The following is a 13,857-nucleotide window of genomic DNA, read 5'->3' on the forward strand; positions in this document are numbered from 1 at the left end:
TGCCGAGTGACCCGTACAGGTTACTGTCTCGCCCGACGCCCTCGTTACCGCCGAGGGCCCCGGCCCGGCATCCCCCTGCGGCCCCGGGGGGTGCAGGCCTCCCCCGGCCCTTGACCGGGCGCCCCGCGCCCCACCAAGCCCCGCCGGCTTATGAGGCACCGGGCGGCCGGGGGAGCGCCCCGGCTGCGGAAAGGGCGATGGGGGAATGCCCCCGCGGGCCGCTACTGCCGGATGGACCAGCCCCTCTCCCGGAGCGCGGCGGTGAGGACGGGGGCTGCTGCCGGCTCCACCATGAGCTGGACCAGGCCCGCCTGCTGCCCCGTCGCGTGCTCGATGCGGACGTCCTCGACGTTGACGCCCGCCCGGCCCGCGTCGGCGAAGATGCGGGCCAGTTCGCCGGGCTGGTCGCTGATGAGGACCGCGACGACCTCGTACGACGTCGGGGCCGCACCGTGCTTGCCCGGCACCCGGCTGCGCCCCGCGTTGCCCCGCCGGAGCACGTCCTCGATGCCCTCCGCGCCGCCCTGCCGCTTGGACTCGTCCGAGGACTGCAGAGCGCGCAGCGCCTGCACCGTTTCCCCCAGGTCGGCCGCGACGCCTGCCAGCACATCGGCCACAGGGCCCGGATTCGCGGTCAGGATCTCGACCCACATGCGGGGGTCCGAGGCGGCGATCCGGGTGACGTCGCGGATGCCCTGGCCGCAGAGCCGTACGGCGGTGTCGTCCGCCTCCTCGAGCCGTGCCGCGACCATGGAGGAGATCAGCTGGGGGGTGTGGGAGACCAGGGCGACGGCCCGGTCGTGGGCATCGGCGTCCATGACGACGGGGACGGCCCGGCACAGCGCGACGACCTCGAGCGCGAGGTTGAGGACCTCGGTGTCGGTCTCCCGGGTGGGCGTGAGCACCCACGGGCGGCCCTCGAAGAGGTCGGCGGTCGCAGCGAGCGGGCCCGAACGTTCCTTGCCTGCCATGGGATGGGTGCCGATGTAGCCGCTCAGATCGAGGCCGAGGGCCTCCAGCTCGCGCCGCGGACCGCCCTTGACGCTGGCCACGTCGAGGTAGCCGCGGGCGACGCCGCCGCGCATCGCGTCGGCGAGCGCGCCCGCCACATGCGCGGGCGGCACGGCGACGATCGCCAGGTCGACGCGGCCCTCCGGCGGGTCGTCGGTGCCCGCGCCGAGCGCGGCGGCGGTGCGGGCGCGCTCCGGGTCGTGGTCGACGAGGTGGACGGCGACGCCGCGCCCTGCGAGGGCGAGAGCGGCGGAGGTGCCGATCAGTCCGGTTCCGATGACGAGCGCGGTTCTCACGGGGCGATGTCCTTGTGAAGAGCGGAGGCCGACCTGGGCGGATGCTCCGTTCAGCCTAGTCAAGGCGGCGGGCGTGCGGATCAGGCGACCGGCCCCCGGGACGGCGGCCGGCCGGCCCGCACCGGGTCAGGGCCGAGTCCGTACCGGGTCTGGTACGGGCCAATGTCCCCTGCGGCGTAGGGCACCGCCACTCGGGTAACCCCGCATGCCGTGCGCTGCCATGTCACTTCTCCCCGGCTTCTGTGCGCGCCAGGATGCATCTGCCCGAAACATACCGATACCTGTGATTTCTGATGCAAGGAGACGGCCATGGACGCACAGCGGCGTACGGTTCTGGCGGCGGGTGCGGCGGGCGCCGCCGCGCTGGTGACCGGCTGCGGCGACGGCGGCGGCGACACGGAGACGGACCTGCCGGCGCCCCCGCCCGCCACGCAGGAATCCCCGACCGGGGCGCCGGCCGACGCCGGGGCGCCGGACTCTTTGCCGCCCGCCGGTAAAGAGCTCACCCAGACGGCCGACATCCCCGTCGAGGGCGGCCGGATCTTCGCCGACGAGAAGGTGGTCGTCACCCAGCCCGTGAAGGGCGAGTTCAAGGCGTTCTCGGCCATCTGCACGCACCAGGGCTGCACGGTGACCCGGGTCGAGGACGGCGTCATCAACTGCCCCTGCCACGGCGGCCAGTACCGCATCGCCGACGGCTCGGTGGCCCGCGGACCGGCGACACGGGCGCTGCCCCCGGAGCAGATCACCGTGAGCGGGGACTCCATCCTGCTGGCGTGACCGCCGGCTCGTTCCGCAGGTCGTGGGTGACCAGATCCATCTCCAGGCCGTCCGCGTCCCACATGAGGGTGCGGGTCTCCTCGGGTTCGCCCAGGCCGAGCAGCGCCTCCACGGGCAGCAGATGCACGCCGCGCAGGTCGACGTCGGAGTCCGTGGACGGGAATCCGTACAGATGCGCGCCTGAAACGGTCGCGAAGAGCAGCGGGTACGGCTGCTCGTCGACTACGGGGCCGAACTCCCGGTCCAGAGGATCCTTCATGGCTCAAGCGTCCCAGAGCGCTCCGAACGACATCAGGCCGGAGTGGTGTTCTACGCCGTCCGCCCATGCACCCGGCCAGGCGTCCGCACCCAGGTGGGCTCCCGCGAAGGCGCCCGCCAGGCAGGCGATCGAGTCGGAGTCGCCCCGGGTGCAGGCGGCCCGGCGCAGCGCCGTCAGCGGCTCCTCGGGGAACATCGGGAAACACAGCAAGGCGGTGGCAAGGGCCTCTTCGGCGATCCAGCCGTCGCCCGCGGCCAGGCAGGGGCCGAGTTCCGGCTCGGGCGGGCGCAGTGCCGCCGCCAGGCGGTCGAGCGCGGCGAGGCAGTCGTCCCAGCCGCGGGTGAATGGTCGTCCCAGCCGCGGGTGATGAACGCCTCGCGACGCCCCGGATCGCACAAGGCATGGGCACGCACACGCAGCAGCCCGCGGCCGGTCGGGCGGTCGCGGGCTGCTGTCTGCGGGAGGTCGGGCCGGGCCTACAGGCCGACCTCCTTCATCAACATGCCGACCTCGGTGTTCGTCAGCCTGCGCAGCCAGCCCGACTTCTGGTCGCCGAGCGTGATCGGCCCGAAGGAGGTGCGCACCAGCTTGTCGACCGGGAAACCGGCCTCGGCGAGCATGCGGCGGACGATGTGCTTGCGGCCCTCGTGCAGGGTCACCTCGACGAGGTAGTTCTTGCCGGTCTGCTCGACGACCTTGAAGCTGTCGGCGCGGGCGTAGCCGTCCTCGAGCTGGATGCCGCTCTTGAGCCGCTTGCCCAGGTCGCGCGGGATGGGGCCCTGGATGGCGGCGAGGTAGGTCTTCTGCACGCCGTAGCGGGGGTGGGTCAGCCGGTGGGCGAGCTCGCCGTGGTTGGTGAGCAGGATGATGCCCTCGGTCTCGGTGTCCAGCCGTCCGACGTGGAAGAGCCTGGTCTCCCGGTTGGTGACGTAGTCGCCGAGGCACTGGCGGCCGTCCGGGTCCTCCATCGTGGAGACCACGCCCGCGGGCTTGTTCAGCGCGAAGAACAGATGCGACTGGGTGGCGACGGTCAGCCCGTCGACCTTGATCTCGTCCTTCTCCGGGTCCACGCGGACGCCCTGCTCGATGACGATCTTGCCGTTGACCTCGACGCGCCCGGCGTCGATCAGCTCCTCGCAGGCGCGGCGCGAGCCCATGCCGGCCCGCGCGAGAACCTTCTGCAGCCGCTCGCCCTCCTGCTCGCCGAAGGTCTTCGGGGTCTTGGTCTGCGGCTTGTTCGCGTACCGCTCGCGGTTGCGCTCCTCGATCCGCGCGTCGTACTCGCGCGGGCGCGCCGGTGCGGTGCGGCCGCGGCCGCCGCGCTGCGAGGACTGCCCTGGCGACTGCTTGGGCCCCCCCTTGGCGCCGCCGCGGGCGGCCGCTCCACGGCCTTTCCTGGGACCTTCCGACGCACTGCCGGAACCGCCGCTGCCGGAACCGCCGACGTCGTAGCGGCGCTCCTCAGGACGGGGCCGGCCGGCGCGCTGCTGCTTCTCGTTCCGCTTTCCCCCGGCCTTGGGCCGGGAGGCGCCCCCACCGGCGCCCCGGTGGTCACCGCGTCCGCTGCTGTTCCTGCCGCTGCTTCGCATCAAAATTCCGTCTTGTCGTCTGCGTCGTCGTCTGTACCCGGAACGACCGGGTCCGGAGCGTCCGGATCGAACGACGGAACGCCTTCCTGCGTCTCGGCCTCGATCGCCTCCGCCTCCGGGAGGAAGGGCGCGAGCTCCGGGAGCTCGTCCAGGCCGCGCAGGCCCATCCGCTCCAGAAAGTAGTTCGTCGTCCTGTACAGGATCGCACCTGTTTCGGGTTCCGCGCCCGCCTCCTCCACCAGCCCCCGCTGGAGGAGGGTGCGCATCACGCCGTCGCAGTTCACACCGCGGACTGCGGACACCCGGGAGCGGCTGACCGGCTGGCGGTACGCGACGACCGCGAGGGTCTCCAGGGCGGCCTGGGTGAGCCGGGCGTGCTGGCCGTCCAGCACGAAGCGCTCGACGGCGTCGGCGTACTCGGGGCGGGTGTAGAACCGCCAGCCCCCGGCGACCAGCCTCAGCTCGAAGCCGCGCCGCTGGATCGTGTACTCGTCCGCCAGCTCGCGCAGCGCGTCCGCGACGGCCCTGCGGGGCTGCCCCAGAACCTTGGCGAGGTGCTCCTCGGCAGCGGGCTCGTCGACGACCATGAGGACGGCTTCGAGCGCGGGCTTGAGGTCCTCGACGCTGAGATCGCCGCTCATGGCTTGTTCTCCTCGGTCTTCTCGGTCTTCTCGGTCTTCTCGGGGGCTCGGTCGAACTCGTCGGTGACGCGGGCCTCGCGGTCGCCGCCGGTCCAGGTGACGGTGAGCTCGCCGAGCGCGTCCTGCTGCTCCAGGGTGACGGCCTTCTCGCGGTAGAGCTCCAGCAGGGCGAGAAAGCGGGCGACGACCGTGAGGGTGCCCAGGGTGCCGGTGGCTCCGTCAGCGTCCTCAGTCAGCTCGCGGAAGGTCGCCCGGCCCCGCTCCCGCAGCAGCGCGACGACCACCTCGGCCTGCTCCCGCACCGAGACCAGCGGTGCGTGGATGTGGTCCACATACACCTGCGGCCTGGGCTTGGGCTGCATGGCCTTGACGGCGAGCCTGGCGAAGCCTTCCGGGCCGATGCTGATGACGACGTCGGGCAGCAGCTCCGCGTGGTGCGGCTCCAGACCGACGGTACGGGGGTGGCGACGGGCCTCGTCGTCCAGTCGGCCGCTGAAGATCTCGGCGATCTGCTTGTACGCGCGGTACTGAAGCAGCCGGGCGAACAGCAGGTCGCGCGCCTCCAGCAGGGCGAGGTCCGCTTCGTCCTCGACCTCGGCTGCGGGCAGCAGGCGCGCGGCCTTGAGATCGAGCAGAGTGGCGGCGACCACGAGGAACTCGGTGGTCTGGTCGAGGTCCCAGTCGGGGCCCATGGCCCGGATATGGGCCATGAACTCGTCGGTCACCTTCGACAGGGCGACCTCGGTGACGTCGAGCCTGTGTTTGGAGATCAGCTGGAGGAGGAGGTCGAAGGGCCCCTCGAAGTTCGCCAGCCGCACGGTGAAGCGGCCGTCGTCGCCGGGCTTCCGGTCCTGCTCCCCTCCCCCGCCCGCATCCGTGGCCGGGCTCCATGCCTCCACGGGAACCGGTCCGCGCTCGGCGGGCCCGGGCCCGGCGGAAGCGGGCTCAGCGGGTCCTGACTCGGCGGGAGCGGGCTCGGCACACCCGGGCCCGGCGGGAGCGGGCTCGGCGGAGGTGGGCTCAGCGGAGGTGGGCTCAGCGGGTCCTGGCTCGGCGTGCGACGGCTGGGGAACCACATCCGCAGCGGCGGGCTCCGGGGCGGCCTCAGGGGAGGCCTGGGGACCGGCGGCGGGGGCGCCGGGGCCGCGGCCCAGCGGGCGGCGGCGGGGGGACGGGGGCATCGGGGTCCAGAGGCGCTGAGCGGGCAGAGGTAGCCGGCAGGCTACCGTCACCGCCCGCGCAGGCGGCGAACGAGAATGCTCGCGTCGCCCCGCTGCTCGAGATCCGCGAGGACCACGGCGACCGCCTCGCGCACGATGCGTCCGCGGTCCACGGCCAGCCCGTGCTCGCCGCGCAGCACCAGCCGCGCGTGCTCGAGGTCCATCAGCTCCTCGGCGGAGACATAGACCGTGATCTTCTCGTCGTGCCGCTCCCGGCCGCTGGGCCGGCGGTTGGCGCCGCGCGTGCGGCGGCGCGGCTGTCCCGACTGGGCGGCGGATGTGCCGCTGCCCGACGCGGCGTCAGCGGAGCGGCGCGGCGACCGCTTGCGCGCGGCGGCCGGCGCGGCGGTCTTGTCGTCCTCCGCGGCCCGGCTGCGGCCCTGGGCCTCCGCGTCGGCGTCCTCCTCGGCGGCCGCGTGCTCCTGCTGTGCGGGGGCGGCGGCGTCCACCGGGTCGCTCTCCCCCGCGGGCGCGGGCACCCGCGCCGCCTCCCCGTTCGCCGCCGGCCGCCGTGGCGTCGACGGCTGGAGTGCCATGCCTCCTGTCGTGCGGAACAGCTCGTCGGCCCCGGGGAGACTCACTCGGCGTGACACCGGGCGAGCACCTCCCTGGCGAGCTGGCGGTAGGCGGCGGCGCCCACTGAGTTGGAGGCGTACGTGGTGATGGGCTCACCGGCGACAGTGGTTTCCGGGAAACGGACGGTCCGCCCGATCACCGTGTGGTACACGTGATCGTCGAACGCCTCGACCACACGCGCGAGCACCTCGCGGCTGTGCACGGTCCGGGAGTCGTACATCGTGGCGAGGATGCCGTCGAGCTCCAGCTCGGGGTTGAGCCGCTCCTGCACCTTCTCGATCGTCTCGGTGAGCAGCGCGACTCCGCGGAGCGCGAAGAACTCGCACTCCAGCGGCACGATCACCTTGTGCGCCGCGGTGAGCGCGTTGACGGTGAGCAGACCGAGCGAGGGCTGACAGTCGATCACGATGTAGTCGTAGTCGGCCATCAGCGGCTTGAGCGCGCGCTGCAGCGTGGACTCGCGCGCCACCTCGCTGACGAGCTGCACCTCGGCCGCCGAGAGGTCGATGTTGCTGGGCAGCAGGTCCATGTTGGGCACGGCGGTCTTCAGGAGCACCTCGTCCGCCGCCATGCCCCGTTCCATGAGCAGGTTGTAGACGGTGAGGTCGAGCTCCATGGGGTTGACCCCGAGCCCCACGGACAGGGCGCCCTGCGGGTCGAAGTCGACGAGCAGGACACGCCGTCCGTACTCCGCGAGCGCGGCGCCCAGGTTGATGGTCGACGTCGTCTTGCCGACGCCGCCCTTCTGGTTGCACATCGCGATGATCTTCGCGGGGCCGTGGTCGGTGAGCGGGCCCGGGATCGGAAAGTAGGGCAGGGGCCGCCCGGTGGGTCCGATGCGCTCACGACGCTGGCGGGCGGCGTCAGGGGCGAGTGTGGCCGCGTATTCGGGATCGGGCTCGTACTCGGCGTCGGGATCGTAGAAGTGCCCCTCGGGGACTTCGTCGTAGGCGGCGAAGTGGGTGGACTCTCGGCCACTCTCGTTGCCGGCCATGGCGTTCACGTGTTGGCCGTCCATCATCTTCATCGTGTGGGCTGTCGTCATGGGCGTGGTGTGCGCTTGGGTCGCGAAGGTACGAACAGCGACGGAGCCGACAGCCTCTGCCCCGGCGGCCTGCGGGCTGTGACCGCCCGGTGCAGGCATACCTGGTTGACCACCCCCGGGAGTAAATGTCGACTCATTCACAAGTCGTCTTACCTCCTTGGACGTGACCAGGAAACTTATCGATAGGTCAGCGTGGCACCATGCCGACGGTTGGCGACTCTATGGCGTGTCACCGGTCCGCAGCAACACAATCCGCCGGACCCGGCCCGATGTGTCGGCAATCGAACGCACCTCTGTCAAGAGCGCACGGGGGCCCTGGCGTGACTCCGCCCACATGTTTCACGGCTAGGCGAAACGGTTAAAGGCATACCTTCGCGGCGAGTTGAGCACAACGCACTCATGCCCACGTCATAGCGCCCGCAACGCCTCCGGCCGGACCTCGCTTCCCAAGGTCCGGCCGGATACGTGATGTTGACGACCGCCTCTTGACAGACGCCTTGACAACGGACGCCCGGCAGCGGACGCCCTGAGGCTGCGCGGTGTCAGCCGAGAAGGGTGCTCAGCTCTGCCGACTCCAGGCCGTGGGCCTCGGCCACCTCGCGGTAAATGACCTTGCCGTCGTGGACGTTGAGGCCCCGGGCCAGCGCGGGGTCGCGGCGCAGCGCCTCCGCCCAGCCGTTGTCGGCCAGCGAGACGATGTACGGCAGCGTGGCGTTGGTCAGCGCGTAGGTGGAGGTGTGGGGCACGGCGCCCGGCATGTTGGCGACGCAGTAGAAGACCGAGTTGTGCACCGGGAAGGTCGGCTCGGCGTGCGTGGTGGGACGGGAGTCCTCGAAGCAGCCGCCCTGGTCGATCGCGATGTCGACAAGGACACTTCCGGGCTTCATCTTGGCGACGAGGTCGTTGGTGACCAGCTTGGGCGCCTTGGCCCCGGGGATGAGGACCGCGCCGATGACGAGGTCGGCCTCGACGACGGCCTTCTCCAGCTCGAAGGCGTTGGAGACGACGGTCTGCACCTTGGTGCCGAAGATCTTGTCGGCCTCGCGCAGCTTGTTGATGTCGCGGTCGAGCAGGGTGACGTGGAAGCCCATGCCGACGGCGATCTGGACGGCGCTCCAGCCGGAGACGCCGCCGCCGATGACGACCGCCCTGCCCGCATGGGTGCCGGGAACGCCGCCGGGCAGCACACCGCGGCCGCCGGCGGAGCGCATCAGGTGGTACGCGCCGACCTGCGGGGCCAGCCGGCCCGCGACCTCGGACATCGGGGCGAGCAGCGGCAGGGCGCGGCCCGCGGTCTCCACAGTCTCGTAGGCGATCGCGGTGGTGCCGGACTCCAGCAGGGCGTCCGTGCACTCGCGGGACGCGGCGAGGTGGAGGTAGGTGAACAGGGTCTGGTCCTTGCGGAGGCGGTGGTACTCCTCGGCAATGGGCTCCTTGACCTTCAGCAGCAGGTCTGCGGTGGCCCACACCTCGTCCGCGGTGGCCAGGATCTGCGCACCGGCGGCGGTGAACTCGTCGTCCGTGATCGAGGAGCCGACGCCGGCGTTCTGCTCGATGAAGACCTGGTGGCCGTGGCGCACCAGCTCATGGACGCCGGCGGGGGTGATGGCCACCCGGAACTCGTTGTTCTTGACCTCGCGGGGGATGCCGACCTTCACGTGGATCACGGTCCTTGGCTCAGGGGATTCGGGGGGTGTTTCCATGCTTACCCGGACACTCTGGGGCGCACCGGGATACACCACGAGAACACGTGGCGGAGCCAGTCTAATGAAGGATTTCTCGCTGTCTAGCCTTGCAAAGCATTAATCTTTGCCGGAACCGCTACGGATATCGCAGGTGGAGTCTCCGGTTCCAGCACCGGCCCCCTCAGTGGGGCCCTCTTCGCCCAGCAGTCGGCCGGCCGTCGTGCGGTGCAGCCGGGCGGCGGCCGGATCGCCCAGCCGGTCGAGGGTGTCGGCCAGCCTGAGCTGCAGCGCCGCCTGCAGCCGTACATCCCCGGCCCGCTGTGCCTGCTCCACCGCCTCGCGGCAGGTCTGCAGCGACTCCCGAGGGCGGCCCGCGTACTCCTGCACCCGCGCGGCCTCGCTCAACGCCCGTGCCTGGGAGGGCAGATCGCCCAGCCGCCGGTATCCGGCCACGGCTGCGCGCCAGGCGCGCAGCGCCTCCCCGTACCGGCCGGCGTAGGTGTGCACTCCGGCGAGCCGCCCGTACAGCCGGGCCTCGTCCGCGCGCTCGCTGCGCGCCTGCCGCTGGGCGAGGGCGCGCCCGTACCAGTCGGCGGCCCGCTGCCAGTCGCCCAGCTCCTCATGGGCGCCGCCTACGGATTCCATGGCGCGGCCGGTCGCGTACGGGTCGTGTGCGGCGCGCCCGGCGTCCAGGGCGGCCCGGTAGCGGGCCAGCGCCTCCTCGGTGCGGCCGGTCCGCGCGTCCAGGTCGGCGAGGTTGAGCAGGGCGGCCGCCCGCTCCCGGTGCAGTCCGCGGCGCTCGGCGACGTCCAGGACCAGCTGGTGCAGTCCGTACAGATCCGGGGCGGCAGCCTCCGTGCCGCGGTGCGCCGCCAGCGCCCGCACCAGCGCGGAGATCAACCGTCGGGCCAGGGTGTCCAACCCCCCGTCCACCACGGCGAGGCGTGCCGAGGCGAGCAGTGCGGGCAGCCGGGTGTCCAGCCAGCGGGCCGCGGCGGGAGTGGTGGGGAAGCGCAGGGCGCGCGGCAGCCCCGCCAGCCTGAGACGGGCCGGGGAGCCGTCCGGTTCGGTGACGGCCCGGCAGGACTGGAGCTGCCGCACGGTCCGCTCCAGCATGCGGGCCCGGGCGACCTGCACCTCCGCCGGCCGGTCCTCGGCCTCCAGCAGCGGGCGCAGCAGCGGCATGAGCGCGCCCGGTACTTCGAACCGGTCTCCTGCGGGCCGGAGCAGGCCGAGGGCGGCGAAGTCGTCGAGCGTCGCCTGGGCGGCGGAGACCGAGCAGCCGGCGAGCGCGGACGCCGTGTGGGCGTCGGCGATCCCGGCGGGGGCGAGGGTGAGCATCCGCAGCAGCCGCGCGGTGGACCGCGGCAGTTCCTCGTACACCAGCCGGAAGGCGCGGGCCAGCGGACCCACGGAGGCGGGCTGGCTGTCGTCGGCGGACATGGACTTCAGCCGCCTGGCGGCGCCGGCGACCGACGCCTTGGGCCGCGCCGCGAGCCAGCCGCCGACCAGGACGAGGGCGGCGGGCTGTCCGCCGCAGACCTCGGCGACGCTCTCGGCGGCCTGCGGGTCGACGGTGGTCCGCACCGAGCCGGTGTAGCCGCTCAGCAACTCGATGGCGGACTTGACGTCCAGACCGCCGAGCGTGCAGGGCCGTACATCGGGGATGCCCGTCAGCGGGCCCTGGGAGACGGCCACGACCAGGCAGTCGGGGTTGTCGGGCAGCAGCGGGTCGACCTGTTCCGCGCCCGCGGCGTCGTCGAGGAACAGCAGCGTCCGACGCGCCGCGAGCGCCTCGCGCACCATCTCGGTGAGCACGTCCTCGTCGGCGCCGGCCGGTGTGGCGAGGGACAGCGCGTCGAGGAGGCCGCGGGCGGCCCGCTCCAGGGGGACCCGTCGGCCGTCCGGCTCGGTCAGCCGGGCCCGCAGAACGCCGTCGGGGTACTCGGGGGCGAGTCGGCGTACGAGTTCCTCGGCGAGGGCGGTGCGCCCGGAGCCGGGCCGGCCGGCGATCAGAAGCACCCTGGCTCGGGGGGCCTTGCGGCCGGAGAGCGTGTCCAGACCGGCGCGCTCGATGTCGGCGCGCAGCGCCGCCAACTCCCGCTGCCGGCCGAAGAATCGGGCCTGGCCGCCGTGGGCGCGCGCGCCTCTGTCCACCGCCTGCTCCGCCACGGGCCACGCTCCCGTTCCGTCCACGCTCACGACTGCACGTTTGAGCGTAGTTCACGCTGAGCGACGAACTGTGCGGAGCGCGGCGACGGCGTCCCCCGATCGGATCAGCCGATGTTCACATCTATCCCCGTGCCCCGTGCGTGGAGGACCCCCGGCCCGCGCCCCGGGGCCGCGGGCCAGTCAGGCGACCGGGCCGCGCGCAGCGCGCTCAGGCGGAGAACGGCCGCGCCGGCCACTCCGCATCCGCGGCCCGCAGCGCGTCCAGCCCGTCCCCCCGAAGCGCCGCCGTCAGCGACAGCACCCCCACCACCAGGCAGTTGTTGTGCAGTTCCCCCGCCAGCACCCCCCGCACCAGTGACTCCAGCGGAACGCGGGCCAGCTCCATGTCGGCCTCCTCCTCGGAGACCTCGTACCGCTCGCCCTCCGCCTCGGACAGCTCGCGGGCGAGGAAGATCCGCACCGCCTCGTCGCAGCCGCCCGGCGTGGTGTACACGTCGGTCAGCACCCGCCAGTCCTCCGCCTTGACGTGCGCCTCCTCGTACAGCTCGCGCTGCGCCGCGTGCAGGGGGTTCTCGCCCGGCACGTCGAGCAGCCCGGCCGGGATCTCCCACAGCTTGTGCCGCACGGGGTGCCGGTACTGGCGCAGCACCAGGACGCGGCCTTCGCCGTCGAGGGCGAGCACGGCCACCGATCCGGGGTGGACCTGGTAGTCGCGGCGGACGACCGTGCCGTCCGGCATGACCACGTCGTCCGTGCGGACGCTGGTCTTGTTGCCGGTGAACGGCGTCGCGGTCGCCGTGACCCGCCACTCCTCCGGCGTGTCCCTGATCGTCATGACGTACGTCCTCCCGCTGCACAAAGAAAACGGGGCGCCCTGCCCATGCGTTCCCCGGACAGGCGCCCCGGCCACCGTACCGGTTACTTCTCCGCGTGCTGCAGGCGCTCCACCGCCGCCTTGACCAGGCCCGCGAACAGCGGGTGGGGGCGGGTGGGGCGGGAGCACAGCTCGGGGTGCGCCTGGGTGGCGACCAGGTAGGGGTGCACGTCGCGCGGGTACTCGACGTACTCCACCAGCTTGTTGTCGGGGGAGGTGCCGGAGAAGACGATGCCCGCCTTCTTCTCCAGCTCCGCGCGGTAGGCGTTGTTCACCTCGTAGCGGTGCCGGTGGCGCTCCTCCACATACGGCTGGTCGCCGTAGACCTCGCGCACGATGGAGCCCTCGGCGAGCTTGGCCGGGTACAGCCCCAGGCGCATCGTTCCACCCAGGTCTCCGGCGCCCTCGACGTAGGCCAGCTGCTCCTCCATCGTCGAGATGACGGGGTGGGAGGTGGCCGCGTCGAATTCGGTGGAGTTCGCCTCGGGGATCTCCGCCAGGTTCCGGGCGGCCTCGATCACGATGCACTGCAGGCCCAGGCAGAGTCCCAGCAGCGGCACCTTGTTCTCACGGGCGTACCGGATGGCGCCGACCTTGCCGCTGACACCGCGGTCGCCGAAGCCGCCGGGGATGCAGATCGCGTCGACGTCCGACAGCTGCTTGGCGGCATCGGTCGGGGTCTTGCAGTCGTCGGAGGTGACCCACTTGACCTTCACCCGCGCCTTGTTGGCGAAGCCGCCGGCGCGCAGCGCCTCGGTGACCGACAGATAGGCGTCGGGCAGGTCGATGTACTTGCCGACCAGGGCGACGGTTACCTCGTGGTTCGGGTTGTGGACCCGGTCGAGCAGATCGTCCCAGACCGTCCAGTCGACATCCCGGAAGGGCAGGTCGAGCTTGCGCACCACATAGGCGTCCAGGCCCTCGGTGTGCAGCACCTTGGGGATGTCGTAGATCGACTTGGCGTCGATGGCCGCGACGACGGCGGCCTCGTCGACGTCGCACATCAGCGAAATCTTGCGCTTGATGGCGGTGGGGACCTCGCGGTCGGCGCGCAGCACGATCGCGTCGGGCTGGATTCCGATGTTGCGCAGGGCGGCGACCGAGTGCTGGGTCGGCTTGGTCTTCAGCTCCCCGGAGGGGCCGATGTAGGGCAGCAGCGAGATGTGCACGACGAAGACGTTGTCCCGGCCGACCTCGTGGCGGACCTGGCGGACGGTCTCCAGGAACGGCAGCGACTCGATGTCGCCGACCGTGCCGCCGACCTCGGTGATCACCACATCCACGTCCTCGGTCGCCATGCGGCGGATGCGGTGCTTGATCTCGTTGGTGATGTGCGGGATGACCTGCACGGTGTCGCCCAGGTACTCACCCCGCCGCTCCTTGGCGATGACCTGCGAGTACACCTGGCCGGTGGTCACGTTCGCCGAGCCGTCCAGATCGACGTCGAGGAAGCGCTCGTAGTGGCCGATGTCCAGGTCCGTCTCGGCGCCGTCGTTCGTGACGAAGACCTCACCGTGCTGGAAGGGGTTCATCGTGCCCGGGTCGACGTTCAGATACGGGTCCAGCTTCTGCATGGTGACCCGCAGACCGCGCGCCTTGAGCAGCGCGCCCAGGCTGGAGGCCGTCAGGCCCTTGCCGAGGGAGGAGGCGACACCCCCGGTGACGAAGATGTGCTTGGTCGTCACGGATGTCGAGGATCGAGTCGGCAT

The 13,857-nt window shown here is 72.0% G+C and carries 11 protein-coding genes and 2 pseudogenes; 1 reads left to right on the forward strand and 12 read right to left on the reverse strand.

Going from position 1 to position 13,857, the window contains the following annotated elements:
* Positions 1-221: 221 nt before the first annotated feature.
* Positions 222-1,307: a prephenate dehydrogenase gene (locus QCN29_RS29615; protein ID WP_240136496.1), complete on the reverse strand. Its 1,086-nt coding sequence runs from the start codon at positions 1,305-1,307 to the stop codon at positions 222-224.
* 309 nt (positions 1,308-1,616) lie between these two features.
* Here QCN29_RS29615 and QCN29_RS29620 point away from each other — a divergent pair, with 309 nt between their 5' ends.
* On the forward strand, positions 1,617-2,087 hold the full coding sequence (locus QCN29_RS29620; RefSeq protein WP_279932034.1) for a Rieske (2Fe-2S) protein: 471 nt from the start codon (positions 1,617-1,619) through the stop codon (positions 2,085-2,087).
* 13 nt (positions 2,088-2,100) lie between these two features.
* Here QCN29_RS29620 and QCN29_RS29625 read toward each other — a convergent pair.
* The 11 genes and pseudogenes from QCN29_RS29625 to QCN29_RS29675 form a co-directional block, all read right to left on the reverse strand.
* Positions 2,101-2,346 (reverse strand): annotated as a pseudogene (locus QCN29_RS29625) (DNA polymerase beta superfamily protein); the annotation flags it as partial.
* Between the two features lie 3 nt (positions 2,347-2,349).
* Positions 2,350-2,685, reverse strand: a pseudogene (locus QCN29_RS29630) (ADP-ribosylglycohydrolase family protein); the annotation flags it as partial.
* A gap of 137 nt (positions 2,686-2,822) precedes the next feature.
* Positions 2,823-3,935, reverse strand: a complete 1,113-nt coding sequence (locus QCN29_RS29635; protein ID WP_279932035.1) for a pseudouridine synthase — start codon at positions 3,933-3,935, stop codon at positions 2,823-2,825.
* Positions 3,935-4,576: an SMC-Scp complex subunit ScpB gene (gene scpB / locus QCN29_RS29640; RefSeq protein ID WP_279932037.1), complete on the reverse strand. Its 642-nt coding sequence runs from the start codon at positions 4,574-4,576 to the stop codon at positions 3,935-3,937. The genes QCN29_RS29635 and scpB overlap by 1 nt, the downstream gene beginning before the upstream one ends.
* On the reverse strand, positions 4,573-5,757 hold the full coding sequence (locus QCN29_RS29645) for a segregation and condensation protein A (protein WP_279932039.1): 1,185 nt from the start codon (positions 5,755-5,757) through the stop codon (positions 4,573-4,575). Before QCN29_RS29645 ends, scpB begins: the two co-directional genes overlap by 4 nt.
* Positions 5,758-5,804: 47 nt before the next feature.
* Positions 5,805-6,389, reverse strand: a complete 585-nt coding sequence (locus QCN29_RS29650; protein ID WP_279932041.1) for a hypothetical protein — start codon at positions 6,387-6,389, stop codon at positions 5,805-5,807.
* Positions 6,374-7,516, reverse strand: coding sequence for a ParA family protein (locus QCN29_RS29655; protein WP_240139815.1), 1,143 nt, complete (start codon positions 7,514-7,516; stop codon positions 6,374-6,376). Before QCN29_RS29655 ends, QCN29_RS29650 begins: the two co-directional genes overlap by 16 nt.
* A 443-nt stretch (positions 7,517-7,959) precedes the next feature.
* Positions 7,960-9,075: an alanine dehydrogenase gene (gene ald / locus QCN29_RS29660; protein WP_240139829.1), complete on the reverse strand. Its 1,116-nt coding sequence runs from the start codon at positions 9,073-9,075 to the stop codon at positions 7,960-7,962.
* Positions 9,076-9,219: 144 nt separating this feature from the next.
* Complete coding sequence (locus tag QCN29_RS29665; RefSeq protein WP_279932054.1) at positions 9,220-11,274, reverse strand: tetratricopeptide repeat protein; 2,055 nt, start codon at positions 11,272-11,274, stop codon at positions 9,220-9,222.
* 208 nt (positions 11,275-11,482) lie between these two features.
* Positions 11,483-12,109 (reverse strand): NUDIX domain-containing protein, encoded by a 627-nt coding sequence (locus QCN29_RS29670; protein WP_240139816.1) that lies wholly within the window; start codon positions 12,107-12,109, stop codon positions 11,483-11,485.
* Between the two features lie 83 nt (positions 12,110-12,192).
* Complete coding sequence (locus QCN29_RS29675) at positions 12,193-13,857, reverse strand: CTP synthase (protein ID WP_279932044.1); 1,665 nt, start codon at positions 13,855-13,857, stop codon at positions 12,193-12,195.

The sequence above is a fragment of the Streptomyces chengmaiensis genome (assembly GCF_029846775.1).
Classification (GTDB): domain Bacteria; phylum Actinomycetota; class Actinomycetes; order Streptomycetales; family Streptomycetaceae; genus Streptomyces; species Streptomyces chengmaiensis.

Bases quoted from the DNA above. Each gene is read 5' to 3' on its own strand.
- QCN29_RS29635 (WP_279932035.1), bottom strand. From the start codon at position 3,935: ATGCGAAGCAGCGGCAGGAACAGCAGCGGACGCGGTGACCACCGGGGC.
- QCN29_RS29620 (WP_279932034.1), top strand. From the start codon at position 1,617: ATGGACGCACAGCGGCGTACGGTTCTGGCGGCGGGTGCGGCGGGCGCC.
- QCN29_RS29670 (WP_240139816.1), bottom strand. From the start codon at position 12,109: ATGACGATCAGGGACACGCCGGAGGAGTGGCGGGTCACGGCGACCGCG.
- QCN29_RS29675 (WP_279932044.1), bottom strand. From the start codon at position 13,857: ATGCCGACTCGATCCTCGACATCCGTGACGACCAAGCACATCTTCGTC.
- QCN29_RS29655 (WP_240139815.1), bottom strand. From the start codon at position 7,516: ATGCCTGCACCGGGCGGTCACAGCCCGCAGGCCGCCGGGGCAGAGGCT.
- scpB (WP_279932037.1), bottom strand. From the start codon at position 4,576: ATGAGCGGCGATCTCAGCGTCGAGGACCTCAAGCCCGCGCTCGAAGCC.
- QCN29_RS29645 (WP_279932039.1), bottom strand. From the start codon at position 5,757: ATGCCCCCGTCCCCCCGCCGCCGCCCGCTGGGCCGCGGCCCCGGCGCC.